Origin of the sequence: Haloterrigena sp. H1 (genome assembly GCF_005938085.1) — an archaeon.
In the GTDB taxonomy this organism is placed as follows: domain Archaea; phylum Halobacteriota; class Halobacteria; order Halobacteriales; family Natrialbaceae; genus Natrinema.
Window position 1 is genome coordinate 2,687,784 of the sequence record NZ_SMZK01000001.1, and the last position, 26,571, is coordinate 2,714,354.

General features: G+C 65.0%; 24 protein-coding genes. 13 read left to right on the forward strand and 11 right to left on the reverse strand.

Translation table 11 applies throughout. The features are described from left to right. Nucleotides 1–48 precede the first annotated feature (48 nt). From E2L06_RS13455 to E2L06_RS13465, 3 genes are all read right to left on the reverse strand, one after another. Nucleotides 49–1,272, reverse strand: coding sequence for a hypothetical protein (locus E2L06_RS13455; RefSeq protein ID WP_138782127.1), 1,224 nt, complete (start codon nt 1,270–1,272; stop codon nt 49–51). A gap of 210 nt (nt 1,273–1,482) precedes the next feature. After that, a complete protein-coding gene (locus tag E2L06_RS13460) occupies nt 1,483–1,707 on the reverse strand; it encodes a hypothetical protein (protein ID WP_138782128.1) in 225 nt (74 codons plus the stop codon). Nucleotides 1,708–1,764: 57 nt separating this feature from the next. Then, the gene (locus E2L06_RS13465) at nt 1,765–2,076 is read right to left on the reverse strand and encodes an Hsp20/alpha crystallin family protein (RefSeq protein WP_138782129.1); all 312 of its coding nucleotides are present in this window, start codon (nt 2,074–2,076) and stop codon (nt 1,765–1,767) included. A 244-nt stretch (nt 2,077–2,320) separates the two neighbouring features. On the opposite strand from E2L06_RS13465, the gene E2L06_RS13470 reads away from it, so the two are divergent. Continuing rightward, complete coding sequence (locus E2L06_RS13470; protein WP_138782130.1) at nt 2,321–2,932, forward strand: DUF1326 domain-containing protein; 612 nt, start codon at nt 2,321–2,323, stop codon at nt 2,930–2,932. 32 nt (nt 2,933–2,964) lie between these two features. Next, entirely contained in the window at nt 2,965–3,762 is a 798-nt protein-coding gene (locus tag E2L06_RS13475; protein ID WP_138782131.1) for a DUF2182 domain-containing protein, read from the forward strand. 150 nt (nt 3,763–3,912) lie between these two features. On the opposite strand, the gene E2L06_RS13480 is transcribed toward E2L06_RS13475, so the two are convergent. Then, entirely contained in the window at nt 3,913–5,421 is a 1,509-nt protein-coding gene (locus E2L06_RS13480; RefSeq protein ID WP_138782132.1) for a sulfatase, read from the reverse strand. 243 nt (nt 5,422–5,664) lie between these two features. On the opposite strand from E2L06_RS13480, the gene E2L06_RS13485 reads away from it, so the two are divergent. Next, nucleotides 5,665–6,438: a hypothetical protein gene (locus tag E2L06_RS13485; protein ID WP_138782133.1), complete on the forward strand. Its 774-nt coding sequence runs from the start codon at nt 5,665–5,667 to the stop codon at nt 6,436–6,438. A 23-nt stretch (nt 6,439–6,461) separates the two neighbouring features. Here E2L06_RS13485 and E2L06_RS13490 read toward each other — a convergent pair whose 3' ends face one another. Beyond that, complete coding sequence (locus E2L06_RS13490) at nt 6,462–7,400, reverse strand: phosphatase PAP2 family protein (RefSeq protein ID WP_138782134.1); 939 nt, start codon at nt 7,398–7,400, stop codon at nt 6,462–6,464. 179 nt (nt 7,401–7,579) lie between these two features. Between E2L06_RS13490 and E2L06_RS13495 the strand changes: the two genes are divergently transcribed. The 4 genes from E2L06_RS13495 (at nt 7,580) to trpB (ending at nt 11,829) form a co-directional block, all read left to right on the forward strand. Then, nucleotides 7,580–9,271: an NADH-quinone oxidoreductase subunit D gene (locus E2L06_RS13495; protein ID WP_138782135.1), complete on the forward strand. Its 1,692-nt coding sequence runs from the start codon at nt 7,580–7,582 to the stop codon at nt 9,269–9,271. A 121-nt stretch (nt 9,272–9,392) separates the two neighbouring features. Continuing rightward, nucleotides 9,393–9,533, forward strand: a complete 141-nt coding sequence (locus tag E2L06_RS21940) for a hypothetical protein (RefSeq protein ID WP_171052370.1) — start codon at nt 9,393–9,395, stop codon at nt 9,531–9,533. A gap of 4 nt (nt 9,534–9,537) precedes the next feature. Beyond that, nucleotides 9,538–10,521 carry a YeiH family protein gene (locus E2L06_RS13500; protein WP_138782136.1) on the forward strand — a complete coding sequence of 328 codons (984 nt, stop codon included), beginning with the start codon at nt 9,538–9,540 and terminating at the stop codon, nt 10,519–10,521. A gap of 153 nt (nt 10,522–10,674) precedes the next feature. Continuing rightward, nucleotides 10,675–11,829 carry a tryptophan synthase subunit beta gene (trpB, locus tag E2L06_RS13505; protein ID WP_138782137.1) on the forward strand — a complete coding sequence of 385 codons (1,155 nt, stop codon included), beginning with the start codon at nt 10,675–10,677 and terminating at the stop codon, nt 11,827–11,829. Between the two features lie 56 nt (nt 11,830–11,885). Here trpB and E2L06_RS13510 read toward each other — a convergent pair whose 3' ends face one another. The 3 genes from E2L06_RS13510 to E2L06_RS13520 form a co-directional block, all read right to left on the reverse strand. Further along, complete coding sequence (locus tag E2L06_RS13510; RefSeq protein WP_138782138.1) at nt 11,886–12,296, reverse strand: HIT family protein; 411 nt, start codon at nt 12,294–12,296, stop codon at nt 11,886–11,888. Nucleotides 12,297–12,452: 156 nt separating this feature from the next. Next, entirely contained in the window at nt 12,453–13,514 is a 1,062-nt protein-coding gene (locus E2L06_RS13515; RefSeq protein WP_138782139.1) for a glycosyltransferase family 4 protein, read from the reverse strand. An 88-nt stretch (nt 13,515–13,602) separates the two neighbouring features. After that, nucleotides 13,603–14,217 (reverse strand): hypothetical protein, encoded by a 615-nt coding sequence (locus tag E2L06_RS13520; protein WP_138782140.1) that lies wholly within the window; start codon nt 14,215–14,217, stop codon nt 13,603–13,605. Nucleotides 14,218–14,525: 308 nt separating this feature from the next. Between E2L06_RS13520 and E2L06_RS13525 the strand changes: the two genes are divergently transcribed. Continuing rightward, on the forward strand, nt 14,526–16,346 hold the full coding sequence (locus tag E2L06_RS13525) for a S9 family peptidase (protein WP_138782141.1): 1,821 nt from the start codon (nt 14,526–14,528) through the stop codon (nt 16,344–16,346). A 30-nt stretch (nt 16,347–16,376) separates the two neighbouring features. Here E2L06_RS13525 and E2L06_RS13530 read toward each other — a convergent pair whose 3' ends face one another. Then, nucleotides 16,377–17,438, reverse strand: a complete 1,062-nt coding sequence (locus E2L06_RS13530; protein ID WP_138782142.1) for an NAD(P)-dependent glycerol-1-phosphate dehydrogenase — start codon at nt 17,436–17,438, stop codon at nt 16,377–16,379. Between the two features lie 234 nt (nt 17,439–17,672). Here E2L06_RS13530 and E2L06_RS21945 point away from each other — a divergent pair, with 234 nt between their 5' ends. Next, the gene (locus tag E2L06_RS21945) at nt 17,673–17,810 is read left to right on the forward strand and encodes a hypothetical protein (protein WP_171052371.1); all 138 of its coding nucleotides are present in this window, start codon (nt 17,673–17,675) and stop codon (nt 17,808–17,810) included. Nucleotides 17,811–17,915: 105 nt separating this feature from the next. Next, nucleotides 17,916–18,920, forward strand: coding sequence for an ATPase domain-containing protein (locus E2L06_RS13535; RefSeq protein ID WP_138782143.1), 1,005 nt, complete (start codon nt 17,916–17,918; stop codon nt 18,918–18,920). 185 nt (nt 18,921–19,105) lie between these two features. Here the strand turns inward: E2L06_RS13535 and E2L06_RS21950 are convergent, their stop codons facing one another. Beyond that, the gene (locus tag E2L06_RS21950) at nt 19,106–20,077 is read right to left on the reverse strand and encodes a hypothetical protein (RefSeq protein ID WP_171052279.1); all 972 of its coding nucleotides are present in this window, start codon (nt 20,075–20,077) and stop codon (nt 19,106–19,108) included. Nucleotides 20,078–20,206: 129 nt separating this feature from the next. Between E2L06_RS21950 and E2L06_RS13540 the strand changes: the two genes are divergently transcribed. The 3 genes from E2L06_RS13540 to E2L06_RS13550 all read left to right on the forward strand — a co-directional run bounded on the left by E2L06_RS13540 (nt 20,207) and on the right by E2L06_RS13550 (nt 21,573). Beyond that, a complete protein-coding gene (locus E2L06_RS13540; protein ID WP_212750776.1) occupies nt 20,207–20,443 on the forward strand; it encodes a hypothetical protein in 237 nt (78 codons plus the stop codon). A gap of 62 nt (nt 20,444–20,505) precedes the next feature. Further along, nucleotides 20,506–20,922 carry a DUF123 domain-containing protein gene (locus E2L06_RS13545; protein WP_138782144.1) on the forward strand — a complete coding sequence of 139 codons (417 nt, stop codon included), beginning with the start codon at nt 20,506–20,508 and terminating at the stop codon, nt 20,920–20,922. 45 nt (nt 20,923–20,967) lie between these two features. Further along, nucleotides 20,968–21,573: a peroxidase-related enzyme gene (locus tag E2L06_RS13550; protein ID WP_138782145.1), complete on the forward strand. Its 606-nt coding sequence runs from the start codon at nt 20,968–20,970 to the stop codon at nt 21,571–21,573. Between the two features lie 99 nt (nt 21,574–21,672). Here the strand turns inward: E2L06_RS13550 and gltB are convergent, their stop codons facing one another. Beyond that, on the reverse strand, nt 21,673–26,226 hold the full coding sequence (gltB, locus tag E2L06_RS13555; protein WP_138782146.1) for a glutamate synthase large subunit: 4,554 nt from the start codon (nt 26,224–26,226) through the stop codon (nt 21,673–21,675). Nucleotides 26,227–26,571 lie beyond the last annotated feature (345 nt).

Consider the following 26,571-nt stretch of genomic DNA (forward strand, 5'->3'; position numbering starts at 1 on the left):
AGTGGCCGATTTCGACGGCCGCCAAACTATCGTCCACGGGTGAGTCCATCACCACCGTTCGACGACAGTCCCGTCCTCGCCCACTGCGACCGCTCGGTGGCCGTCGCCAGCGACCGAGACGGCGAGCAGCGACTCGGATGCGAACGTGTCAGCTCGAGTCCACGCTGCCATCGCTGTCCGCTCGTGGATCGCCCCATCCGCGTCGCAGACGATCGTCTCCCCCTCGCGTCGTGTGATACCACAGATCGCTTCCTCACCGACCCGTTCGGGCGTCCACGTTCCCCCGTCGTAGCGGTGGACGACACCATCGTCGGCACTTACGAAACAATCGCCCTTCCCCAGCGTCGCGAGGTTCTCGAGCGTCCCGTCGGCACCCACCGGCCCGACGCGAGCAAACGAATCGCCGCCGTCGGTCGTCTCGAAGACGCCATCGTTCGTATCACAGCAGTAGCCGACCGATTCGTCGGCCAGTGCAACACCGCTCAGACTCGAGCCGCTGCCGGGTGTGACGGGCTCGTTCCAAGACAGGTCGCCATCGCGATAACACCCTCTGAGGACGGCACCGGAGCCGTTGATCAACAGGACCGTCTCGTCGCCGGCCGGCCCGCCGACGGCGACCCCAAGCCAGTTGTCTGTGATCTCCGCGGGTGCCGTGTAATCGGTGTGGCGTCCGGTCTCGGCCTCGAGCCGACCCACTGTGCCGCTGTCGCCGGCGACCCAGACGGCCGCTCCGTCGGCCGTGGCGTCGACTCCGTGGAGGTCCTCGCCCGCGGCGGCCGGCCCGTCCGCGAGCGCGATCGACCACTCACGGTCCGTGCTGTCGGGGCCCGTTCCAGCGAGAACCAGCCCGTCTTCGCCCACCGCGTGGACCGCGCCGGCCGCGGTGACACAGACGTCCCGGAGCGTCGCCTCTGTCGTGGCGTCGACGAGCGTCCAGGTGCCGGCGCGCTCGGGTTCGGGACTCGTCGCGTCGGCTGGCCGCTCGAGCGACGCCGGCTCCGCGTCCGTCGAACCGTCGCCGGTCGCCACCGGCTCCGCGCTGTCGGGAGTGGCGTCGCTCTCGGCCCGGTCGGTCGACGGCCGCCGGAGGTACAGCACGATCGGCGGCACGACGTAGGCGGCGAGCGCGAGGACGGCGAACCCACGGTGGACGATCGTCAGCGTCCCGAAGGCGGTCATGCCGGCCGCCGCGACCGCATGCACCCACGTCTGCGCGTAGCGGCGAAAGAACGGGACGAATCCGTCGCCGGACGAACCATCGTGAGTAGCCATTATTCGAATCGACAGCGTCCGTCCAGTATCCGGCCGGCGAGCAAAAGCGTGCTGCAGGCACGCCGTAACCGCGTGTAGCGGCCGATACTACCTTTCAAAGACATACTTCCGACAGAACGACGTGACGATCGATCGCGCTACTGCGGCCGTCTCACCCGGAGACGGCCACGAATTCGCGACCGACTTCGTATTGAGTTCTGTCTGACAGTATCAGAAGCCGTGTGGCTCGTCGACCAACACGAGCCGTGTCCGATCGTCTATCCGCTCGTACTCCATGGAGACGAGTTTGCCGACGACGTCGACCGCGATGTTCCGGTCCTCACCGTTCGAGACGACCGCCGTGATCGTTTCCTCGTCGGGCTCTCGGTCGAAGCGCGACTCGTCGATGTCGAGGTCGTCCGCGAAATCGTCTTTCGTGTAGTAGTCGTCGCTCATCGCTGTGGTCGCGATTCGGACCCGCAGGATCAACGTGGAGCAGGCGAATACCGGCGATTACCGGTCGTCCCCTGCGACCGGTGGCGCGTGGGTCTCGAGCGAGACGGTGAGGACGCCGTTGTTGTAGACGGCCTCGCGATCGTCGCCGAAAACGAGGCCGGGCGGGAGTGGCGTGATGGTTCGTTTCACGACGCCGTTGTCGCGATCGACCGCGATCCGGAGGCGACGCGCACCGGCCCTGACCGTCACGTCGTCGGCGGGAAGGGGATCGACATCGACGGTGACGCGAAGCCTGTCAGCGGTGCCGTCGTAAACGACCTGTGTCGGGAACGGAAACGACGTCGTTTCGGGAGGCGAAGCGGGGGACATGGCTCCAGGTTCCGACGACGGTCGGAAACGTCTCCGCATGTACAGGTGTCCGTTTGATATCGTCGTCTGCTGGACATCGAAGATTCGACGTGCGGTGTCACACTGGCGCCGCGGTGGGCCTGCCCTGCCTGTAGATCGTCGCACAGACGAATAGGGAGGTCACTCCAACGGTTTCACCGGGTGGTCTATTTTCACCAGATAGCTTTATTCCGTGTCTTGGTGCCATACCACATGGTGTTCAGCAATGGCACAAGAATGGTCCATCAAAGGCGACTACGTCGAAGCCTGCAACTGCGATGTTGCCTGCCAGTGCGTGTGGATGGAACCACCAGACGAGGACGTCTGTACCGTCTCGCTGGCGTGGCATATCAAGGAGGGCAGCTACGGCGACGTCGACCTGAGTGGGGTAGACGTCGGCATGCTCATTTCGACCGATGAGGGGGTCATGTTCGACCCCGAGACGGAGTGGGACGTCGTGTTACTCGTCGACGAGACAGCCGACACCGACCAGCGCGATGCCATCGAGGACATCTACTTCGGCCGCGCCGGTGGTATCTGGGCGCCCGTCGCTGACACACACGTCCGGTCCGCCGACGTTGCAACCGTTCCGATCAGGTTCTCGCGGGACGGGGCGGACTTCTCAGTCGAGATCGAAGATGCCATCGAAATGGACGCGAGCGGCGCGGTCGGGTTCAACGAGGAGGTCGGTACGGTCTCGCCCCACCCGCTGACGAAGAGTCTCGAGGTACAGACCGGCAAGTCGACCACGGCCACCGTCTCCTACGACGACCAATTCACGTGGGATGTTTCGGGAAACAACGCCTACCTTGGGGACTTCGAACTAGCGAACTCCTGAAGAGAGACGAATAGCGATACAGACGATCTACCATGGGGACACAGGACTCGTTCCGGGATCGAATCCGTCGCCAGCGTCTCCCGATTGTCGCGCTTGTCACCTACGTGATCGCGTTGCTCGCGTGGGCGGCGGTCATCGGTCGCTGGTTCCCGATGCCTGGTGGACAGATGGATATGCAGATGCACATGTCTGATCCGGGAGCACCGGAGGCGATGGCGCTCTCGAACGGGATGACTGGCATCAGCCTGTACCTTCTCATCTGGGGGGTGATGATGGTCGCCATGATGTATCCGTCGTCGGTCCCGCTCTTCCGACTGTACGCCGAGACACTCGAGGGGACGACGCCGGCGGGGAAAGCAACGCGAGTTGGAGCATTTATCGGGACGTACGCGCTCGTGTGGACGCTGACAGGAATCGTCCCGCTTGTCGTCAATGCGCTCGTGCCGATCGGTAGCCTCGCGAACGCCCACGGCGGGCTGCTGATGGGTGGGTCGTTGCTGCTCTTATCTGTGTACCAGCTCTCACCGTACAAATATCGGTGTCTGCGGAATTGCCGGTCACCGCTTGGGTTTCTTCTGAGCCATCACCAGCCAGGGGTGCGTGGCGCTGTTCGAATGAGCTGGCAGTTCAGCGTCTTCTGCGTCGGCTGTTGTTGGGCGCTGTTCGCGTTCATGGTGGTCGTGGGTTCGATGAATATCGTCTGGATGGCGCTCATCGCCGTTGTACTCTCGCTCGAACGGTCGGTTGCGTGGGGTGAGAAACTGGCGCGCGTGGTCGGTATGCTTGCTGGCATCTCCGGGAGTACCGTTCTCCTGATCTCACTGGTCTAGTACTCCGTCACGCGTCGACGTGCAAGTCGAACCAGATAGCCGCGATCGGTTCGACCCGCAAAGGCAGGCTTAACGAACCACTAACCGCGATGATCACGTATGCGTACGTACCGTTCGTCTCGACAGTCTTTCGAAACACAGCATCCGTCGTTACAGGTAGCCCAGATCCGCGAGCCGCTCTTTCGTCCCTGCCTGCATCTCGATGTCCGCGCCCGCCGATGCACCCTCTGCTGACGCGTCGGTCGCCTCGAGCGGCTCGAAGCGCTCCGCGAGTCGCCGCCGAAGTGCCTGCACTCGCTGGGGCTCGTCGTCGCTGATATCCGTCCGCTCGAGCGGGTCGGTCCGAACGTGGTGGAGGCGCTCGAAGCCGTCGTCACCACGGACGTACTTGTACTCGGCCGTGCGGACCGCCCGCAAGCGCCGATCGAACGTTCGGACGCGCTCGGGAACCTCACCGAAGCGGTCCTCGAGCCGGTCGATCGAGGGCTGGGGGGCGACGTACTCCGCGAAGACTGCGTCGCGGGCGTCGTCGCTCGAGGCAGGGTGGAACGACCGGCTCGACCACTGCTGGCGCAGATCGGGATCGTCGATCCCGGCCGTCTCGAGCAGCGTCGCGGGGAGATCGAGCAACTGGACGAGATCGTTTCGTCGCCCGCCGTCAGTGAAGGGGCCGCCGTGGACGACCAGCGGGACGTGAAGCAGCGTGTCGTAGAGATTGTACTGGTGACCGAAGAAGCCGTGCTCGCCGACGTGCTCGCCGTGGTCGCCACAGACGACGAACAGGGTGTCTTCCCACTCGCCGGCGGCCTCGAGCGCGTCCCGGAGCCGGCCAAGCTGGTGGTCGACGTAGGCCAGTTCCGCACGGTAGAGGCCCCGAAGCATGGCGAACTCATGATCCGAGAGGTCGTAGTCCTCGCAGTCGTAGGCTCGAGGATCCTGCCTGATCGCGGTCGCGTCCTCGTAGCTGGTCCCCTCGGGGAGGAACCGCTCGGCGTACTCCTTTGGGGGGTCGTACTCGACGTGAGGTTCGATGAGGTTACAGAAAAGGAAAAACGGCCGCTCGTCGTCCCGACCGACGAGCCAGTCGGCGATCCAGTCGGTCGCCTTGTCGGCGCCGTCGTCGCCGGCTGGCTGCAGGAGTTCGCTGTAGAGGACGTTGGCGGCGTTGACCAGCGGGTTGCCGTCGAAAAGTCGGTTTCGCGTCGCCGCGAGCTTCTCCCTAACGTCCTCGCCGCGAACCACGGCCCCCATGTCCGCGTCGGATTGGATGTACTGCCAGCCCTTGCGAAGGTCGTCGAACCCGCGATCGAAGCCGAACTCCTCGGTGATCCAGGTGTTGTTCGAGACGCCGACCGTCTCGAATCCCGCGTCGGCGAACGCCTCAGGTAGCGTTCGCAGGTCGCCGTCGAGATAGGTGTGTCCGCCGTGGGTGCCGTGCTCGGAGGGGTACGTCCCGGTGAAGATCGATGCATGAGAGGGAAGCGTCCAGGGTGCGGGCGCAAAGGCGTTCTCGAAGGCGGTTCCCGCCTCGGCCAGGTCCGTCAGCGTCGACATCAGTTGTGCATCGACGCTTTTCGCCCGGGCGGTATCGAGAACGACGAAAACGACGTTCCGCACAGTGCTATGTGACTCGTCGTCACGTCCGTTGTATTCCGACATAGGAGAGTACTCCACGACAGACAGGGAAGGTCCTCAGCCCGGAGCATGCAGGGCGGAAACCGAAGAAATCATCCGTTACCGGAGCGGAAACCGACGATCTCGGCAGTGTATGATATCGAGCAGCTCCGTCCGCAGTCGCCATCGGATCACGTGCTCTGGTATTCGCCACCGTCGGCACAGTGGGTAGTCATCTGCCGGTCGAATATTCATCCCGCCGTAGCGCCTACGGCCGACAGCGTTCCAATGACTACAGACACCGATCACGACGCGACGACGGATCTCTCGCCGAGCGAGGTCGAGAACCTCGAACAACTGGACACGCCGATCGGGCGAGTTACCTCGGTAACAGCCGATGCGCTCGAGAGCGGGACGCTGCCGCTGGTCGGCGGCGGACTCATGCTCGGGGCGGCGATCCGATCGCTGGCCGCGAACCGACTACGGGCGATCCCGCTCGGCATCGCTGGGAGCGCACTCGTCGGGCTCGGGCTCCGGACTCGCCGCTCGAGCGACGAGTTCGAGCCGGGTGAGGGCGTCCCGGATGTCGAGGGCGGGACACCAGGGAAAGAGACGTCGGACGAGGCCAGCGCCGCCGCCAACCGCGTCGATGCCGGCCGGGTGTCCGAGGTCCAGCCCGACGGCGAGATCGCGGGCGAACCCGAACTCGACGAGACGCGGGACGAGGGGTCCGAGGTCGAGTTCACCGAGGAGCAGGACGACGATCCATCCCGATCCAGACCCGATCTCGGCGCGGCGGAGCAAGATCCGCGGCGCGACACCGAAGACGACGAGGTCGCGATCGATATCTCCGACGCGGCGATGGCCGACGAGGAAAGCGAGGCGACGGGTCCGGACCCGCGACAGGCCGAGCCGACCCAGACCGAAGACACGGAACCCGACGAGAGCCCCGCGGAGGACGCCTCGCACATGAAAGTCGATCCGCCGGACACGGACGAATCAGAGTCGGCTGCAGACGAGACGGACACAGCGGACGACGAGGAGTCCGAGGACAACGAGTAACCGCGAACGCCAGCGGTTCCGAACTATTGCGATCGGGCGGGGGACCGCCGGCCAAGACCGCCGACGTGATCCGAACGATACAGGACCGGTGCCGTGACGAACGCGGCGGCGGCCAGTCCGAGAAGGCCGCTCCCGGCGATCACTGGCGCGGTCCAGTATGAGATCGTGGAGGCAGCGAGCGTGACGACGACGAGCGTGGCGACGGTGGCTCTGGCGGTCAGCGATCGGCTGGCCCGGATCGGGCCGGCACCCGCCTCGAGGTCACGAACGAGGACGGCGAGTTGCCAGCCGGCGAACGCGCCCAGTGACGCCCCGAACAACAGGACTGCGTCGGGGTCCGTCCGGGCCGGGACGAGCGAGAGCACAGCGACGCCGACCGCGATCGCGAATCCGATCGTGCCACGGTGGTCCGGATACCGGTCCAAGAGGGCAGCTACGAGCGCCAGAAACACTAGCCCGACGACGACGCCGGCCACGACGTCGACGAGGTAGTGGACGCCGAGCCCGACGCGGGAGAAACTGACGGCGGTGACGATCCCGGCCGCCGCGAGGTACCGCTGTCGGCGCGTGCCCACCGAGAGGTACTCGGCCAGACTCAGGTAGACGATCGTCGACATCAGGGCGTGGCCGCTCGGAAACCCGTAGCCAGTCGCCGTCGCGGTGGCCCGATACAGCGGGTGGACCGTCTCCGGCAGCGTCTCGATCGCTGCGAGCACTCGGTCAGGCCGCGAGAGCGCGAAGATTTCTTTCAGTCCCGTGATCAGCGAGAGACCGGCCACCATCAGTCCGAAGACAGCCGCGGCCTCGTCCCGTCGAGCCGGCGTCGCCGCCCAGTAGACGGTGCCGACGAGGAGTCCGAGAAACCATACGTCGCCGAGCTGGGTCACCAGCCCGAGGAGGACGACGCTCCACTCGGGGGCGACCGAACGAAACGAGTCGAACCAGCCGATCCCTCGAGACATGTTTCAGGTTACGGGCGACGAGGTACATAAACGGTTTCCGTGAGCCGGCTGTGCCCTGTGTCGGTCACGCCGGCGATCGGGTCACCAGAAGAGAGAGTCACCGCAACGCGGGAAAACCCTCATTTCCGCGTCACCTGTAGCCTTCGGGGACGCCGGCCGTCGGCGTGGTGTCCGGCCCAATGAGCGAGACAACCGAGCCCGAACCCGAGCGCGAGCGTATCGATCCGGAGTACGACCATCGGCGCGAGGAGGGCGTCGACGAGACGGCACTCGAGGCCCTGCTTTCCGACTACGCGATCGGCCGGGACGACCACGAAAATGCGCCTGCCTTCGTGATCCGCCCGGACGAAGTCCAGGAGGTGGTCCGTCTGTTGCGCGACGAGGCAGGGTTCGATCACCTCTCCTGTCTCACGTCCCAGCAGTACGAGGACCGCTACGAGTCGCTCATCCACATGACGAAATACGACCAGCGAACCCACGAGGTAACGCTGGTCGTTCCGCTGCCAATCGACGAGCCAGTCTGTGAGTCCGCCGAACCCGTCTTTCGCACCGCCGACTGGCACGAGCGCGAAGCGTTCGACCTCGTCGGCATCGAGTACGACGGCCACCCTGATCTCCGGCGAATCCTCCTCCCCGAATCGTGGCAGGGCCACCCGCTGGCGCTTGACTACGATCAGGACAAGCCACAGGTCGTCCGGTATGCCGAACACGCGAACCCACTGCAGGACGACCGACATCTCCCCGAGTCGGAGACGATGTTGCTCAACATCGGGCCCCACCATCCCGCGACTCACGGCGTGCTCCACCTCGAGACGGTGCTAGACGGCGAGTCAGTCGCGAACGTCGTGCCTGACATCGGCTATCTCCACCGCTGTGAGGAACAGATGTGCCAGCAGGGGACCTATCGTCATCAGATCATCCCCTACTCGAACCGCTGGGATTACACGGCGAACCTCCCAAACGAGTGGGCGGTCGCCCGCGCGATCGAGGACCTGGCCGATATCGAGGTGCCCGCCTACGCGCAGGTCCTGCGGACGATGGCGACCGAGTTCGGCCGCATGCTCGGGCACTTCCTTGCCGTCTCGACGTTCGCGCTGGACGTCTACGGCGACTTCACCGCCATCTTCCAGTACGGCATGCGCGACCGTGAGGTCGTCCAGGACATCCTGGAAGATCTGACCGGCCAGCGGATGATGTTTTACTACTTCCGGCTGGGTGGTGTCTGCTGGGACCTTCCCGAACCCCGTGAGGAGTTCATCGAGAAGTGTCGAGACTTCCTCGACGAACTCCCCGCGAAGGTCGACGAGTACCACGACCTGCTGACCGGCAACGAAATCTTCCAGATCCGGACGCTCGACACCGGGGTTCTCGAGCCCGAAGTCGCCAAGGACTACGGCTGTACCGGCCCCGTTGCCCGTGGGTCGGGCATCGATTACGACATCCGCCGGGACGATCCCTACGGCTACTACGAGAACCTCGAGTGGAACGTCGTCACCGAGGGCGGCTGTGATAACCACGCACGCGTGCTCGTCCGCCTGCGCGAGGTCGAGGAGTCCGCGAAGATCATCGAGCAGTGCCTCGACCTGCTCGTAGAGTGGCCCGAAGACGAACGCACCGTCCAGAGCAACGTCCCGCGAACGCTGAAACCCGACGCCGACACGGAAACCTACCGCGCCGTCGAGAGCGCGAAGGGCGAACTCGGTATCTACATCCGTGCGGACGGCACGAACTCGCCGGCGCGGTTCAAGATCCGCAGTCCGTGTTTCCACAACCTCTCGGCACTGCCCGAGATGTCCGAGGGCGAGTATGTCGCGGACCTGGTCGCCTCGCTCGGCAGTCTCGATATCGTGTTGGGCAGCGTCGACCGCTGAACGTGTGCGGTCAGCCACCCGGTGTTCGCCAGCGGGTTCGCCACCAGTAGCGGAGATATTTTCTCATATCTCCGACGGATTCGGCAACCGTTAACTGTGGCGAGGTTCGGAACCAGCATATATGTCGATCGATGGATGGCGGCCGACCGCCGAGACCGTGACCGGTCGCTGGTCGGCGCTGGAACGTGACTGGAAGAGCGTTATCGTCGGCGGGACGATCGTCGCACTGGTCAGTGCGCTCGAGTTGCAGATCCCCTGGTGACGAGATGGCCATCCGTCGTCTCCTGCCGGGCGTGCTTGCCCTCTGTCTTGGCGCACTGCTAGCGCGGGGACTCGCGCTGTCACTTGGCGTCAACAACCTGTTGCTCGCCATCGCACTCGGCGTCGTCGTGACGAACGTCGTCGGTGTGCCGGCGCGACTCGAGTCCGGGATTGCGACACACAAGCTGTGGCTCGGTGCCGGAATCGTCCTCATGGGTGCGTCGATCTCGGTTGGGACCGTGCTCGAGGTCGGTGGCCGTGTCTTCCTCGTCGTGATCGCAGTCGCCACGCTCACGCTCATCGTCGTGGAACTGCTCGCGCGAAACGTCTTCGGGCTGGCCGAACGGCTGGGCTCGCTGCTTGCAGCCGGAGCAAGTATCTGTGGCGTCTCGGCAGTCGTCGCGGTCGCCGGTGCCGTCAGCGCGCGCGAAGAACAGGTCGCCTATGCGGCGGCGACAGTGCTCCTGTTCGATGCGATCACGATCGCGGTCTATCCGATCGTCGGTGATCTGCTTGCTCTGCCGAGTACGGTTTTTGGGATCTGGGCCGGCGTCAGCATGTTCTCGACGGGGCCGGTCGTCGCGGTCGGCTTTGCCCATTCCGAGGTTGCCGGCCAGTGGGCGACGATGACGAAGCTCTCGCGCAACGCCCTGATCGGCGTCGTCGTCCTCGCGTACGCGAGCTACTACGCCCGGTCCGGCGACGGCGACACACCCTCCGTCCGAACCCTCTGGGCGGAGTTTCCGAAGTTCGTCGTCGGCTTTCTCGCGCTCGCCGCGGTCTCGAGTCTCGGTGTCTTCTCGACGGCCCAGCAGGCCTCGATCGAGCATGCGTACAACTGGCTGTTCCTACTGGCGTTCGTCGGCCTCGGCACGGAGATCCAACTCGGTGAACTCCGCCGGACTGGGGTCATGCCTGCGTTCGTCGTCCTGCTGTCGTTGCTCGTCGCCAGCAGTCTCTCGCTTGCACTCCTGCTCGTGCTCTTCTAGACCCGTCCGCGTTTCTAGTGCATCCGCGCTGTCGAAGGTCGAGGAAATATTTGCCATAAGCTACGAGACGGATCGAGACCCGCGCTCGAACCGCGAGCGCCGCCATCGACGCCACGGAACTTACTTGACGGTGAGCGCGCAATGGACCGGCATATGTCCAACGGAGAGTTCGAAGGGTACGGTGGGCGATACGTTCCGGAACCGCTCAAGGAACCGCTCGAGCAACTGGCGACGGCCTACGACGACGTCGCCGCGAGCGACGAGTTCCAGTCGGAACTGCGTGGCTTGCTCGAGGAGTTCGCCGGTCGCCCGAGTCCGCTGTACTACGCGCGTAACTTGAGCGAGCGCTACGGTGCCGAGATCTATCTCAAGCGCGAGGACCTGCTCCATGGCGGCGCACACAAGGTCAACAACGCGCTCGGACAGGCCCTGCTCGCCAAAAAGGCAGGCCGCGAGCGCCTGATCGCCGAGACCGGGGCCGGCCAGCACGGCACCGCGACGGCGATGGTCGGCGCCTTACTCAACCTCGAGACGGAGATCTACATGGGGAAAAAGGACATCGAGCGCCAGGAGATGAACGTCTTCCGGATGCGCCTGATGGGCGCGGAGGTCAACGAGGTCACCCGCGGGAACGCAGGTCTGGCCGACGCCGTCGACGCCGCGCTCGAGGACTTCGCCGAAAACGTCGATGACACCCACTATCTGGTGGGCAGCGTCGTCGGCCCCGACCCGTTCCCGCGGATGGTGCGGGACTTCCAGTCGGTCATCGGCGAGGAAGCCCGCGAACAGATCATCGAGCGCACCGGCGAGTTACCCGACGCCGCGGTCGCCTGTGTCGGCGGCGGGTCGAACGCGATCGGCCTCTTTCATGCCTTCCGTAACGACGACGAGGTCGCGTTCTACGGTGCCGAAGGTGGCGGGAAAGGGACCGATTCGACACGACACGCTGCGCCGCTCGCGGACGGGAAAGACGAGGTCCTCCACGGGATGAAAACGCGCGTCATCGAGGACGACGTCGAGGTCCACTCCGTCTCGGCGGGACTGGACTACCCCGGTGCTGGCCCCGAACACGCCATGTACCGTGCCGTCGGCCGCTGTGAGTACACGGGCGTCACCGACGACGAAGCACTGGCCGCGTTCCGCGAACTGAGCGAAACCGAGGGCATCATTCCGGCACTCGAGTCCAGCCACGCGATCGCCCGCGCGATCGAACTCGCCGAAGCGGGCGAGCACGAGACCATCCTCGTGAACCTCTCGGGACGTGGCGACAAGGACATGGAAACGGCGGCCGCGAAGTTCGATCTCTAAGTCGGCGCATTTGTCACCGAGCCGACGGAGGTCGGTCCCTGATTCGCGCACGGTGTTCAGAGGAGCGCACGAACCTGCGCTGTCAGCGCCGCCGCCTCGTCGGAATCGAGTTCCGTTCGCGACAGCGACAGCGTCACGTCGTCGTCGGCAAATCGTGGCACGAGGTGGATGTGCGCGTGATCGACGGTCCCGACCAGTGAGCCGCTGGTATGAAAGACGCTGAACCCGTCGGGCTCGAGGACCGCCTCGAGTGCGCGTGCGACGGTCCGGATCGTCTCGAAGACGGCCGCCGACCCCGGGTGGTCGTTCGTCAGGACCTCGCCCTCGTGGACACGCGGTGCGACGAGTGTGTGCCCCGTCACGGCCGGGTTCCGATCGAGAAAGGCGATCGTCAGCTCGTCCTCGTAGAGGACGTGTGCCGACTGCTCGCCAGCAACGAGCTGGCAGAACTCACAGGTATCGTCCATAGCCGAATTTTCTCTGGAATCGACATATAGATACCCCTGTCATACGGACGCCTGTCAGTCAGTGCTGGTGGGCCCGCGACCCATCCTGCGGGTGCACCAGTACATCGGGACAGCAGACCGTATCAGTGCTCGGCCGTCGGAAACGTCACTGACAGCTTACAGGAGTCCGTGTTTCTCCTGCAACGTCCGGTACCGCTCGAGATACTGCTCAGCCACTGCCGACCCGTCGTAGTCGGCGAACCGATCGTCGTACTCGCGGCATTCGAGATCGCCCGCGGCGAGGATGGCCTCGGCCAGTTCGTCCTCGCTGGTAGTCCGAAAGCCCCGCTCCCAGCCCTCGACGAGTTCGTGGGCACTCGAGTTCGCGTGGTACTCGACGATCCCGACACAGCCCGATGCGAGCGCCCACAGCATTTCCGTCGGGAAGACGCAGTGTTCGGCCGTCTGTGCGAAGACGTGTGCGCCGCGGTAGGCCGCGATCCGCTCGTCGAGCTCGAGGTCGCCACGAAACGTCACTCGTTCGTCGATCCGGAGATCGCTCGCGAGGCGCTCGTAACGATCCCGGTCGGGCCCGTCGCCGATGACGGTCGCCTGCCAGTCGCGATCTCGGAGTTCGGCCAGCCCCAGCAGGAGGCTCTCGAGGTTGGCCCCGTCGTCGAGGCGGCGCGCGTAGATTACGTCGACGTCCGCGCCCGGTTCGACGTCCTGAATCCGATCGCAGTCGATCGGGTTCGGGACGATACCGACGGCGTCACCGTCGGCACCGATCTCTTGGGTCCTCGTCGAGACGAGTTCCGACGGCGTGATGATCCCATCGGGTCGGCCAGCCGCAAGCCGCGTCCAGCGTGTCTCCGGGATGCCGTCGTCGCCGTACCACTCGACGACCAGCGGCGTCCGCGCAAGCGTTGCGCCCACCCGCGCCGCGAGCACCTGCCCCGGCGGCTGTGCGCTGGCGTGGATCACGTCCGGGTTCGCAGCCGCGAGCACGAACGGCAGCCGCGCAAGAAACGAACTCCGGGCCTCCGGGCCAGTCGAGACCGCGTGGTAGGTGACGTTCTCGTGCTCGTAGGTTGGCTCGTCGCCAGCCCAGAACCCGGAACAGTAACAGTGGACGTCGTGGCCCGCCGCTGCGAGGAGTTCGAGAATCGTCCGAAACCGCTGGTTCGTCTCGCTGTCGCGGTGGTGGACCGTTTCGAACGAGACGAACGCGAGTCGCATATTCGGCCGCCACGTAGCCCCGGGCTATAAAGTCACTTTTTTCAGTCTCTTCGACGGCTCGAGGATCGACCGTCGGCCGTGCGACCAGTCACTCGTCGCCGTCGTCACTAGTCGCGGACTCTTCGAAGAGGGAGTCGATCTCCGAGAAGAAGTCCTCATCGTCCTCGTCAGCCGTCTCGCCCGCAGTTTCATCTTCGTCCGCATCCGTCTCATCCGCGGTTCCGTCCTCACCGACGGCATCCGATTCGCCGTCATCATCGTCTTCGAAGACCGTGTCGTCGCTCTCTTCGTCATCACTACCAGCCCCCGTCTCGGGGCCGTCCTCGTCGGCGTCGTCATCATCCTCGATATCCCGCCCGTCGGGACCGTCAGCCGCAGTTTCGGCGACAGTCGCCGTCGAATCCTCACGGCCATCAGCCCCATCGTCGCCGCTTCCGGTCTCGCTCGCCGCGGTCGAATCGGCTGCCGACCCGTCGCCCCCAGCGTCGCCACTGTCTCCGGCGTCGCTGGCAGTTGTCTCCTCGCCGTCGTCACCTGCACCCCCCAGCGGTTCCGTCTCGCCGTCGGCCTCGGGCCCCGGGTCCGATTCGGCCACGAACAGCTCCGGGCCGACGACCGCGACAGTCACTCCGAACACCGAGAGGATGAGTACGGTCGTTACAAGGACCGCAGCGATCGATGACGGGTCGGACTCCTCGGCCATTAACCGGCCCGACGACGCGAGACGGTTTTGTTAGGTGCAGCCATCGCCAGTCCGGAGTCAACCTCATGGGCACTCGGACTCCGTCGCTCGAATCCAGTGCCGTCACCGAATCGAGTGTAATCAGTCCCTACTCGGGCGCGTCGGACTGTCGCTGATACTACTGAACAGCAGTCAATACGAAGCCGGTCGCGAATTCGCGGCCGTCCCCGCAGGTGACGGACGCAGACATGCGACGGGCTTCACGTCGTTCTGTCCGGCAGTATGAATCGACCGAAACGACTACTCCCTCGCGTCCGTACGCCTCTGGCATGGGACCCTACGATATCGAGCGATACCTCAATATCCGCAGCGCCTACGGGGCCTCGTTCGGACCCGACGGCGAGCGACTCTCTTTCCTGATGGACACGACCGGGACCTCGCAGGTCTGGACGCTCGCAGAACCGCGTGGCTGGCCCGAACAGCGGACCTTCTACGACGAACGAGTCACCTTCGCCTCGTGGTCACCCGAACGGCCGGAGTTGATCTTTGGGATGGACGAGGGCGGTAACGAGCGCGCCCAGCTGTTCAGGCTCGACGCCGAGACTGGCGAAATCGAGAATCTGACGGCGATGCCAGAGGCTAAACACCGCTGGGGCGGCTGGAGCCACGACGGCGATCGCTTCGCCTTCACCTCGAATCGCCGCGACGAGTCCGTCTTCGACGTCTACGTGCAGGGTCGCGACGAAACGGGGGAGGACGCAACGCTCGTCTACGAGGGCGACGGCTGGCTCTCGCTCGCCGGCTGGAGCCCCGACGATTCCCGAGTGCTCGTCTCGCAGGCCTACTCTAACTTCGATCAGGACCTGTACGTGCTCGATCTCGAGGCCGACGAGCCCGACCTCAAGCACCTGACGCCCCACGAAGGTGACGTCCGGTATCAGAGCGCGAGCTGGGCCCCCGACGGCGAGGGGATCTACCTCGTCACTGACGACGGCGACGCCGACACCCTGTATCTGGCCTATCTCGACCTCGCGAGCGGCGACCTCGAGACGGTCATCGACGGAGACGGCTGGAACGTCGACGGCATCGCGCTGGACGACGAGACCGGCCGGTTCGTCTGCTCGCGCAACGTCGAGGGCTACACCGAACTGACTGCTGGCGAGTTCGACGCCGACGAGCCCACCGCCTACAAAACGTTCCCCGAACCAGACCTGCCGGGCGGGGTCGCCGGCGGCGTGAGCTTCGATCCCGACGCCGAACGGTTCGCGCTGTCGACCTCCGGAGACACGGTCAACACGAACGTCTTCGTCGTCGATATTGAGACCGGCGCGGCAGACCGGTGGACGAGCGCCCCGACCGCAGGTATCCCCCGCGAGACGTTCGACGAATCCGACCTCGTCCACGTCGAGAGCTTCGATAGCCTCGAGGTGCCCGGTTTCCTGACCCTGCCCGACGACCACGAGGAGGGCCAAACGCCGGTCATCGTCGACATCCACGGCGGCCCCGAGAGCCAGCGCCGGCCTTCCTTCTCGAGTGTCAAACAGTACTTCCTCGATCGGGGCTACGCCTACTTCGAGCCGAACGTGCGCGGCTCGTCGGGCTATGGGGCCGACTACGCGGCGCTCGACGACGTCGAGAAACGAATGGACTCGGTCGCAGACATCGAGGCCTGCGTCGAGTGGTTGCAGGACCATCCCGCGATCGACCCCGACCGGATCGCCGCCAAAGGCGGCTCCTACGGCGGGTTCATGGTGCTGGCTGCGCTGACCGAGTATCCAGACCTCTGGGCTGCCGGGATCGACGTTGTCGGTATCGCCAACTTCGTCACCTTCCTCGAGAACACGGGCGACTGGCGGCGCGAACTCCGCGAGGCCGAATACGGCTCGCTCGCCGAGGACCGCGACTTCCTCGAGGAAATCTCACCGATCAACAACGTCGAGCAGATCGAAGCGCCGCTGTTCATCCTTCACGGCGAGAACGACCCTCGCGTCCCAGTCGGCGAAGCCGAACAGATCGTCGAGGAGGTTCGGGAACACGGCGTGCCCGTCCGAAAACTGATCTTCGACGACGAAGGTCATGGCTTCTCGAAGCTCGCAAATCGCATCGAGGCCTATTCGGAAATCGCCGACTTCCTCGACGAGCACGTCTGACTTACCGACGCCCGGCAGCGTCGGTCGACGTTAGTCGATAACGCCCGTTTTGTGTGCTACGTCTCGAGCCGCCTGCTCGTTCATTCCGTTGCCGAGGATCGTATAGCGATCGCGGATCTCGTGGCAGGTCGTCAGGGCCTCGACGATCGTCTCGTCGTCGATCCCGAGTTCGGCGGCGGTCGTCGGCGCGTCGATGCTCGCGAGCGCGTCGCGAATGTCCCGCCAGAGCCCGTCCTCACCCTGATGGAGGTAGGCCGTCATGATCGAGCCGACGCCGACCTGATGGCCGTGGAGGGCTGCGCCGGGTGCCAGTCGATCGAGCTGGTGTGAAAAGAGGTGTTCGGCCCCGCTCGCTGGTCGCGAGGAGCCGGCGATGCTCATCGCGACGCCCGAGGACATCAGCGCCTTGGTGACGACCCAGGCCGACTCCTCGAGCCCCGGCCGAATGAGATCGGCGTTGCCCACGAGGATTTCGGCGGTCATCTCGGAGAGCGCGGCGGCATACTCGGAGAACTCGACGTCTTGCAGCCGGTTGGCGAGTCGCCAGTCCATCACCGCGGTGTAGTTCGAGATGATGTCGGCACAGCCGGCGGTCGTCAGCTCCCACGGCGCGTCCGCGAGGATCCCGGTGTCGGCGACGACCGCAAGCGGCGGCTCGGCGGCAACGCTGTGGCGGGAGTCACCGTTCGGGACGGAGCCACGATTGCTGACGATCCCGTCGTGGCTCGCTGCGGTCGGTACGGAGCAAAAACCCATATTGAGGTGATAGCTGGCCAGTTTCGCGATGTCGATGGCCTTGCCGCCGCCGATGCCGACGAGATAGGAGACGTCCTCGTCCTCGGCGACATCGATCACCCGCTCGACGGCGTCGAACGTCGCCTTCTCGATCGTCACCATCGCCGGCTCGATTCCAGCGGCCTCGAAGTCGGCCGCGATCGGGTCCGCGGCGACCTCTCGAGGCGTCGGACTCGTGACGAACAGCGGTCGCCCCTGTAGATGGAGGTCATCGATCACGTCGAGGACCTCGCTGCGAACGCCGTGGCCGACGACGACGTTTCGCGGGAGGCGAATCCACGTCGACTTCTCGAACATACTGGTTCCCACACACCCCCGGGACATGTGTTTTTCCTCGTCGCGTTGCTCGAATGGCCGTGACGAACGAACGCGCGGGAGCACAGCGGCCGCCGACCTCGCGCGACCTCGAGCGCCCGTCACGACAGTGCCGATGCTCGGCACCGTGACCGGGTTAGGTAATACCAATCATTCGTTTCCGATCCCCGATCTGTATTTGGTCATACGTAAATAGCTTCGGCTCAAAACCGCTGTATGAACGGCCCCGAAGACAGCGACCCAATCACCGGCGTTCCGATCGACGACCCCGACGTTCCCGTCTACATGCCCGGAACGCCGACCGGCTCGTTTCTGCGATTTATCGAGCGAGCCGTCGACATGCTGTGGCGCTGAGGCGTCTCGAGCACGAAATCGAAACGTCCGCTGGCCGTCGATCGTTCAGTACAGTGACCTACAGGGTGGGGTTCTTTTGATCCCTCCGTAGTAGAGCGCGTCGATATGTCTGACCAACGCTGGACAGAGCGTACGGCCGAGTATCCACTCGAGTGCGAGCACTGTCACTATCCAATTCCGGGTGAGCCCGTCGCGAGCGACGACGGCCGCTACTGTTCGGTCGCCTGCCGTGAGGCGGCCAACGACACGACGCTGCCAGACCCGCAGGCGTACAAACGGGTCGTGACGGGGATTGAACCGATCGATTCGCTCGTTCCCAACGGCATCCCCGCTGACTCGTTTCTCCTGCTCTCGGGCGACGAAGGGACCCGCAGGGCTGAACTCGGGATCGAACTCGTCTGGCGTGCCCTCGAACGCGGCGAGCCCGCCGTCGTCGTTTCGCTTGCCAACCCGCCGACGGCGACGCTCGAGCGCTTCTATCAGAACGGCTGGAACGTCCTGCCGGCCCTCGAGAACGACCGGTTGCGGATCATCGACTGTTATACACACCGACTCGGCGACCGGGACGGGTTCAGCGCACAGCGCACCGAGTGGCCGACGTTCCTCGGCGAGGCGGCAAGCGACGCGATCGTCGAGGTACGCGACCCGAGCGACCGCAGCGAGGTGACCCACAGCCTCGCCGGCGCGCTCGACGACCTCGAGATGAGCGAGACTGGGCTGGTCACGATCGACTCGCTGGACGAACTCGAGCGGGTCTTTCAGGACCGGCAGGTCCACGAGTTCGTCGAGGAGATCCGAGCGACGGTCTGTAAAGCGCGGTTCGTCCCGATCGTCGCCGCCGCCTCGAGGGCCGACGAGGACGACATCCCCGAGGCCGAGTACGTGTTCGACGGGATCATCGATCTGCAACTGACGGACCAGCGAGCACCGAACACGCGGCATAAACAGCTCGCTATCCGGAAGCTGATCGGCGCCCAGTTTCTCCCCCAGTGGATCCAGTACGATCACGAACCGGCTCGTGGGCTGTTCGCGTCCAGTCCGAACACAGGCCCGGGCACACAGCAGGGGTACGAGGTCGGGGCCGAGCCGTCACAGCCGGATCGGCCCTGACAACGTGACGTGAGCCAGGCACGTCGGAACGACGGCGCTCTGGTGACGACACGCGAGCGCGCGCTCAGGATTTATCGGTGCGTTCGAGCTAGCACCCACCGCACCGTCACGGCCATCAGTGACTTGCGTAGCGGTTGGGCGAGTCCATTATCGACCGCGCATCGCCACTCGACAAGCCACACAGCCTATCCATGAACGACAGATACGACAGCGACCGACAACGGAGAAACGAGCGAGGTACCGACCGCTCGAGCGACGTCGAACGACGCGGCCACGAGCAGCGTCACGGCGACGAGCAGGACCGCGGCCCCGATCGAAGTCAGTACGGCGACGACCGGGGCTGGCTCCACGGCACGTTTAGCCGCGGTGGCAGTAGTGACGTCGGCTCTCAGGGTCCCGACCACCGCAGGCGCGAGCGCGAGCAAACGGAGGGACACCACGAACGGACCCAACAGGGCGGACGGCAGCGCCAGCAGGGACAGGAACCCAGCCGATCGGGCGAACCGGGACAGCGATTTACCCAACAAGAGTCCCAGGACTACCAGCAGGAGCCCCAGCGACGAGGCCGACAATCCGAACGGCAGCGACAGGGCGGCCGACAGCGTCAGCAGGGACAGGAGCCTAGACAGAGCGGACCGAGACCGCGACAGGACGAACGGCAGCGCCAGCGGGGTCGGCAACCCAGTCAACCGGGCGAACCGGAACAGCGGTTCACTCAACAGCGGTCTCAAGAGTACCGGCAGGAGCCCCACCGGCGAGGCCGACAGTCCGGACGGCAGCGACAGGGCGGCCGGCAACAGCACAGCGGGTTCGAAACCGACGCGATAGACGAGGCGAACCTCGAGTACGGTGGCGAAGCCCGACAGCGAGAGTATCGCGGTCAGCGGGCCGAGAGACAGGCCCAGTCCGGTCAACAACGTCAACGCGGCCGCAGCACGCAGGGACGGCGCAGCCACCGAGACGAGCAGCGAGGTCGGCACGACCGGCCCGAACCCGACGACTTCGAGCAGCAACGAAGCCAGCGGGGCGAGGGCGAGCGGCGCACCCATCGAGGTAGCGATCGATACGAGCGTCGCTCTCAGCGCGGCGACGAGGAACGCAGGCAGCGCCACCAGGACCAGCCGGAGTACGGTCGCCATCAGCGAAGCGAGGGCCATCAGACGGGGCGACAGCGAAGCCGCGGTAACGGCGAGCAAAGCCGGCGATCAGGGCGGGACTATCAGGACACCCAGCAGTTCGAGCGTCGAGGAGAGCGAGGAGGCTCCGAGTCCACGTCCGGCGGCCGTATGAACCGGGAACAGTCCCGCAGCGACCTCGAATATCGCCAGCGAGGTCGGCGATCCGAGGGGGACGACCGGACCGACCGCTCGAGGACGGAGCAAGGCTCGCGTGGCGACCGTAACCCGCAGCTCCACGACGAGGACATGACGTCCCGTCGGCACGTCCACGAACTCGAGCCGCGGACCGACGACGAGCGCGATCGCGACGAGCGGGACCGCGGCGCTGGATATCGGCCACGGTAGCGATCCGCTGGGACACGATCAAAACACCCCCGTTTTTGCCGTCACGAACCCGACCGCAGCGTATGAGCGGTACGTACGTCCTCGTGATCGACGTCCCCCGAACGACGAGTTTCGAGGTTGGCGCGCTCGGCGAGTACACGTTCGACGCCGGCACGTACGCTTACGTCGGCAGCGCGTTCGGCCCGGGCGGCTTCAGTCGCGTCGAGCGCCACCGCGACCTCGCTGCCGGCGAGCGTGACACGCGCCACTGGCACATCGACTACCTGCTCGGCCGGCCTGAAACGACCCTCGAGACCGCGATCATCTTCCCAGATGCCGACCGAGAGTGCGAACTGGCCGCGCAGTTGCCGGGAACGCCGGTCGACGGCTTCGGGGCCTCGGACTGTGGGTGTGCAGGGCATCTACTCGCCGCGCCGGACGCCGACACCGTATGCGAGGCGGCGATCGATGCAGGCGGTGTCATCGACGAGGTGCGGTGAGAATCGGACCCGCGAGTTATTACCGATGCGTGTAAACTGGAGCCTATGACCGATGCAGATTCAGAGACTGGCACCGATCCGCAACTCAACGACGACGCGATGGAGCGGTTTCCCGTCCCCACGTTCGAAGACCTTCCCGAGGACCTCCAGGAGCGGATCGCCGAGGAGACCGACCGCTCTGGCTTTACCCCGAACGTGTTCTCGGCGTTCGCGTACAAACCCTCGCACTTCCGGGCCTTTTTCCAGTATCACGACGCGCTCGTCGAAGATACCGCCTTAGCGCGCGAGGAGATCGAGATGATCGTCGTCGCCGTCTCCGGCGTCAACCACTGTTACTACTGTAACGTCGCTCACGGCGCGCTCGTGCGACTCTACGCCGAGGACCCGACGCTCGCAGATCAGTTGATCGCGAACTACCGAACAGCGGACATCAGCGAGGCCCACCGGACGATGCTCGACGTCGCGGTCAAACTCACCGAGCGCCCGACGGAGGTCGAACCCGCGGATCTAGAGGCGCTGCGCGAGGCCGGCTTCAGCGACGAAGCGATCTGGGACATCGGAGCCGTCACCGCATTCTACAACCTCAGCAATCGGATGGCGATGTTCGCAGAAATGCAACCCAACGACGAGTTCCACACGCTCGGCCGATAACTCGATTCGACTTCTCTCATCCGGTCTACTGTAACGATGTACCCGCGCACCCGCAGGACGGGTCGCGGGTGCGCCGGAACTGACTGACAGCAGTCCGTATCAGTCGTCGCTCGCCGCGAAACTGGCTGACTCGGTCGCGAGATCGGCCTCTGGCGTGCCGGGTAGTTCGTTGCGGACGTCGTCCGATCCCTGCTCGGAGATCGCCTCCGCGTAGGCTTCGGGCATGACCTTCACGAAGGCCTCGAGCGCGCGCTCCCAGTTCGCGAGCAGCTCTTGCCCGCGCTCGGAGCCGGTATAGGCGACGTGGTTTTCGACGAGCCGTCGGAGCATCGCTTCGTCTTGCTCCTCCAGGTCGTCGTGTAGCGAGACCATGCCGGTGTTGGCCTTCGTCTTGAACTCGTCGTCGGGGTCGTAGACGTAGGCGACGCCCCCGGACATGCCGGCAGCGAAGTTCGTGCCGGTATCGCCGAGGACGGCGACGACACCGCCGGTCATGTACTCACAGCCGTGGTCGCCGACGCCTTCGACGACGGCCTTCGCGCCGGAGTTGCGGACCGCGAAGCGCTCGCCGGCGACGCCGTTGACGTACAGTTGACCGTCGGTCGCGCCGTAGAGCGCGACGTTGCCGATCGCGACGTTCTCCGTCGGATCGTAGGCGGCGGTCTCGGGCGTGCGGATCGTCAGTTTGCCACCCGAGAGGCCCTTGCCGACGTAGTCGTTGGCGCTGCCGTCGAGGTGCATCGAGACGCCGCTGGCGAGGAACGCACCGAAGCTCTGGCCGGCCGTCCCTTCCATGTCGACGGTGATCGTATCTTCCGGAAGGCCGGGTTCGCCGTAGCGATCGGTGATCCGGTTCGAGAGCATCGCGCCGACGGTGCGGTCGACGTTGGTGACGTCGGCCTCGAGCGAGACGGGCTCTTGCTTTTCGATCGCGTCGGCCGCAGCCGCGATGAAGTCGCGATCGAGTTGGTCCTCGAGTTCGTGGTCCTGCTCGCGGAGCTTCCGGCGGACCTCGCTACCGGGGTCGGCCAGCACTGCCGAGAGGTCGACGTTGCGGGCCTTCGGGTGGTCGACGTCGTCGCGCTGTGCGAGCACGTCGACGTGCCCGATCATCTCGTCGAGCGTCTCGAAGCCGAGGTCAGCCATAAGCTCGCGCAGTTCCTGCGCGATGAACGTCATGTAGTTGATGACGTGTTCGGGCTCGCCGGGGAAGCGCTTGCGCAGGTCTTCGCGCTGGGTGGCGACGCCGACCGGGCAGGTGTTGTTGTGACACTGCCGGGCCATCACACAGCCCGAGGTCACGAGGCTGGCAGTCCCGAAGACGTATTCTTCGGCACCCAGCAGGGCGGCGACGGCCACGTCGCGGCCGGTTTTCATGCCGCCGTCGGCCGAGACACGGATGCGGTCGCGCAGCCCGGTCTGACAGAGCATCTGGTTGGCTTCGGCGAGGCCGAGTTCCCACGGAAGGCCAGCGTTTTTGATCGAGGTGCGCGGCGAGGCACCCGTCCCGCCGGAGTGGCCCGAGATGTGGACCACGTCGGCGTTGGCCTTCGCGACGCCGGCGGCGACCGTGCCGATGCCGGCCTCACTGACGAGCTTGACGTTGATGTCTGCCTCTTCGTTCGCCGCTTTGAGATCGAAGATCAACTGTTTGAGGTCCTCGATCGAGTAGATGTCGTGCAGCGGCGGCGGCGAGATCAGGCCCACGCCGGGCGTGGACTTGCGGACGTGAGCGATCATCTCGTTGACTTTCTCGCCGGGGAGGTGGCCGCCCTCACCAGGCTTGGAGCCCTGGGCCATCTTGATCTGGAGTTCGTCGGCACTCGAGAGGTACGTCGACGTAACCCCGAACCGGCCCGAGGCCACTTGCTTGACGTTGCACTCTTTTTCGGTGCCGAAGCGTTCCGGCGGCTCGCCGCCCTCGCCCGAATTGGACTTACCGCCGATGCGGTTCATCGCGATCGAGTTGTTCTCGTGGGCCTCCGGCGAGAGCGAACCGAGGCTCATCGCGGCGGTCGAGAACCGCTGGACGATGTCCTTGATCGGCTCGACATCCTCGATCGGGACCGGGTCGCGGTCGGAGTCGAACTCCAGCAGGCCGCGCAGGGTCTGGAGGTTCTGTTGTTGGTCGTTGATCTGGTCGGCGAAATCCTGATAGCGTTCGTAGTCGTTCGAGCGGACGGCCTGCTGGAGCGCGCCGACCGTCTGTGGGTTCCACTGGTGGTGGATGCCCTCGGAACGGTGTTCGAACTCGCCGTGGCGGTCGAGGTCGGATTCGTCGCCGTCGTCGAACGCGGTCGCGTGTCGCTCGCGGAGGTCTTCTTCGATTTCGGCGAGGCCGATCCCCTCGGTGCGGTTCTCGGTGCCCTCGAAGTACTCCGCGACGAGGTCGGAGTCGAGGCCGACAGCCTCGAAGATCTGCGCGCCCTGGTAGCTCTCGACCGTCGAGATCCCCATCTTGGCCATGATCTTCAGGAGGCCGTCTTCGACCGCACCGACGTAGGCGTCGATGGCGACCTCGGTGTCTGCGCCGTCGGGACCGGCAGTGAGGTCCTCGATCGTCTGGTAGGCCAGGTACGGGTTGACCGCGCCGGCGCCGTAGCCGACCAGCGTCGCGAAGTGGTGGACGGTGCGCGGGTCGGCCGACTCGACGACGAGGCCGACGTGGTTGCGAAGGCCGTTGCGCACGAGGTGGTGGTGGACGGCACCCGTCGCCAGCAGGCTCGGGATCGCGACCCGGTCGTCGTCGACGCTGCGATCCGAGAGGACGATCACGTCGTGGCCGCCCTCGATCGCCGCGACGGTGTCCGCGCGGACGCGTTCGATCGCCGCCTCGAGATCAGCCCCAAGGTCGTCGCTGTCGGGTTCGTAGGTGATGTCGATCGTCGCCGCCGTGATCCCGTTGGCCGAACAGTCGCGGATCGACGCGAGTTCCGCGTCCGTGAGAATCGGCGAGTCGAGGACGAGTTGGCGGGCGTGGTCGGGCGACTCGTCTAAGAGGTTGCGCTGGAAGCCAAGCCGCGACTCCATCGAGGTGACGAGTTCCTCGCGGATGTAGTCCAGCGGCGGGTTCGTGACCTGTGCGAACAGCTGTTTGAAATACGAGAACAGCGGTCGGTTGTACTCGGTAAGCACCGACAGCGGCGTGTCGTCACCCATCGAGCCGACGGGGTCTTTCCCCTTCTTCGTCATCGGCTCGATGAGATTCTCGAGTTCGTCGTGCGTGTACCCGAACGCGGCCTGGTAGTCACGCAGGCCGTCGACGGCTTCTTGGGGCGTGTGATCGTCCGTGGTCTGAATGTCATCGAGATGGACCTGTTCCTGAGCGACCCACTCGCCGTAGCGGTCGTCGGTCAGGTCCTCGAAGACTTCCTCGTCGGGGATGACCCGTCCCTCGTTCGGATCGGCAAGGAACAGTTGCCCAGGCTGGAGGCGGCCGCGCTCTTCGATCTCCGACGGATCGGTCTCGAGTGCGCCGGCCTCGCTGGCCATGATCAGGCGGTTGTCGGTGGTCACGTCGTACCGGCAGGGTCGCAGCCCGTTGCGATCGAGCACGGCACCGACGCGTTCGCCGTCGGTCGCCGCCACGAGCGCGGGACCGTCCCACGGTTCGACCAGCGAGGCGTGGAAGTCGTACCAGTCCTTGCGGTCGTCGTCCATCGACTCGTCGCCGCGCCAGGCCTCGGGGACGAGCATCCGCAGCGCGTGCTCGAGATCTCGGCCGTCCTGCATCAGGAGTTCGAGCGCGTTGTCGACGCTCGCGGTGTCCGACTGGTCGGGGTCGTCGATGATCGGCTTGACCGCCTCGAGATCCTCTAAGACCTCGCTCTCGAGGTCGGTCTCGCGGGCGCGCATCCAGTTGATGTTGCCCTGAATGGTGTTGAACTCGCCGTTGTGGATGATGTTTCGGTAGGGATGGGCGAGGTGCCACGCCCCGAGCGTGTTCGTCGAGAACCGCTCGTGGACCATGGCGAACGTCGAGTCCATCCGCTCATCGGTCAGGTCGGGGTAGTAGGAGGGGACCTGTTCGCCTTTCAGCAGTCCCTTGTAGACGACGGTATCCGAATCGAGAGAAACGACATAGAAGCGCTCTTTGTTCTCGATATCGGCCGTTTCGACCTCGTTCTCGAGGGCTCGTCGGGCGACGTAGAGCCGGCGGTCGAAGTCGTCACCGGAGATGTCATCGTCGGGCGCGACGACGACTTGCCAGACGTCCGGTTCGGAGTCGACGGCCGTCTTCCCGAGGTCGTCGTTGTTCGTCGGGACGTCTCGCCACTCGAGAACCGAGAGGTCGTAGGTATCGAAGGTGTCCTCAACGAGCGAGACGAGGGCCTCGCGGGCCGTCTCGTCCTGTGGGAGAAAGAGCGAGCCGACGGCGTAGGTGTCCGGCAGCTCAGACTCGAGAACATCCCGGAAGAACGAATCGGGCGTCTGAAGCATGATGCCGGCCCCGTCGCCGGTGTCTTTCTCTGCACCGGTCGTCCCGCGATGTTCGAGATTTCGAAGCAGCTCGAGGCCGTCGGCGACGACGTCGTGACCTCCGTCTCCATCGAGGTCCATGACGACGCCGACGCCGCAGTTCGACCGCGCGTCCACGGGGTCGGCGAGCCCCTGCGAACGCTCAGTCGATGGCGCGAGATGTGGCTGTGACATACACTCCCGTAGCGGGATCAGCTATAAGAGACTAATCCATTATGACTAAGTGTATTATATACACATATAAATCAATATAAGGTGATTGTAGCCACCTTATAGATGTGACATACGTGTAAGAGCTACGTTCAGCGGACGTGGCCACGACTGTTGGCACGCTGATCTCTCCGTCAAACCTGTCAAGCGAGAACTGTCTGTTCGAACCCCCTCCGGAAAACGATGTTTCCGGCAGCGGGGTCGCTGTGTCAGAGGCACGTAGTGTTCACCCACCAGAGTGAACACCACACAAATCTAGTCATGCGCCCCTGGTAAGCAATATGGGGCTAAAGACTTAGGTCCGAATGA

Coding starts and splice junctions, on each gene's coding strand:
- E2L06_RS13455 (WP_138782127.1), bottom strand. CDS start 1,272: ATGGCTACTCACGATGGTTCGTCCGGCGACGGATTCGTCCCGTTCTTT.
- E2L06_RS13460 (WP_138782128.1), bottom strand. CDS start 1,707: ATGAGCGACGACTACTACACGAAAGACGATTTCGCGGACGACCTCGAC.
- E2L06_RS13465 (WP_138782129.1), bottom strand. CDS start 2,076: ATGTCCCCCGCTTCGCCTCCCGAAACGACGTCGTTTCCGTTCCCGACA.
- E2L06_RS13470 (WP_138782130.1), top strand. CDS start 2,321: ATGGCACAAGAATGGTCCATCAAAGGCGACTACGTCGAAGCCTGCAAC.
- E2L06_RS13475 (WP_138782131.1), top strand. CDS start 2,965: ATGGGGACACAGGACTCGTTCCGGGATCGAATCCGTCGCCAGCGTCTC.
- E2L06_RS13480 (WP_138782132.1), bottom strand. CDS start 5,421: ATGTCGGAATACAACGGACGTGACGACGAGTCACATAGCACTGTGCGG.
- E2L06_RS13485 (WP_138782133.1), top strand. CDS start 5,665: ATGACTACAGACACCGATCACGACGCGACGACGGATCTCTCGCCGAGC.
- E2L06_RS13490 (WP_138782134.1), bottom strand. CDS start 7,400: ATGTCTCGAGGGATCGGCTGGTTCGACTCGTTTCGTTCGGTCGCCCCC.
- E2L06_RS13495 (WP_138782135.1), top strand. CDS start 7,580: ATGAGCGAGACAACCGAGCCCGAACCCGAGCGCGAGCGTATCGATCCG.
- E2L06_RS21940 (WP_171052370.1), top strand. CDS start 9,393: ATGTCGATCGATGGATGGCGGCCGACCGCCGAGACCGTGACCGGTCGC.
- E2L06_RS13500 (WP_138782136.1), top strand. CDS start 9,538: ATGGCCATCCGTCGTCTCCTGCCGGGCGTGCTTGCCCTCTGTCTTGGC.
- trpB (WP_138782137.1), top strand. CDS start 10,675: ATGTCCAACGGAGAGTTCGAAGGGTACGGTGGGCGATACGTTCCGGAA.
- E2L06_RS13510 (WP_138782138.1), bottom strand. CDS start 12,296: ATGGACGATACCTGTGAGTTCTGCCAGCTCGTTGCTGGCGAGCAGTCG.
- E2L06_RS13515 (WP_138782139.1), bottom strand. CDS start 13,514: ATGCGACTCGCGTTCGTCTCGTTCGAAACGGTCCACCACCGCGACAGC.
- E2L06_RS13520 (WP_138782140.1), bottom strand. CDS start 14,217: ATGGCCGAGGAGTCCGACCCGTCATCGATCGCTGCGGTCCTTGTAACG.
- E2L06_RS13525 (WP_138782141.1), top strand. CDS start 14,526: ATGGGACCCTACGATATCGAGCGATACCTCAATATCCGCAGCGCCTAC.
- E2L06_RS13530 (WP_138782142.1), bottom strand. CDS start 17,438: ATGTTCGAGAAGTCGACGTGGATTCGCCTCCCGCGAAACGTCGTCGTC.
- E2L06_RS21945 (WP_171052371.1), top strand. CDS start 17,673: ATGAACGGCCCCGAAGACAGCGACCCAATCACCGGCGTTCCGATCGAC.
- E2L06_RS13535 (WP_138782143.1), top strand. CDS start 17,916: ATGTCTGACCAACGCTGGACAGAGCGTACGGCCGAGTATCCACTCGAG.
- E2L06_RS21950 (WP_171052279.1), bottom strand. CDS start 20,077: ATGGCCCTCGCTTCGCTGATGGCGACCGTACTCCGGCTGGTCCTGGTG.
- E2L06_RS13540 (WP_212750776.1), top strand. CDS start 20,207: ATGAACCGGGAACAGTCCCGCAGCGACCTCGAATATCGCCAGCGAGGT.
- E2L06_RS13545 (WP_138782144.1), top strand. CDS start 20,506: ATGAGCGGTACGTACGTCCTCGTGATCGACGTCCCCCGAACGACGAGT.
- E2L06_RS13550 (WP_138782145.1), top strand. CDS start 20,968: ATGACCGATGCAGATTCAGAGACTGGCACCGATCCGCAACTCAACGAC.
- gltB (WP_138782146.1), bottom strand. CDS start 26,226: ATGTCACAGCCACATCTCGCGCCATCGACTGAGCGTTCGCAGGGGCTC.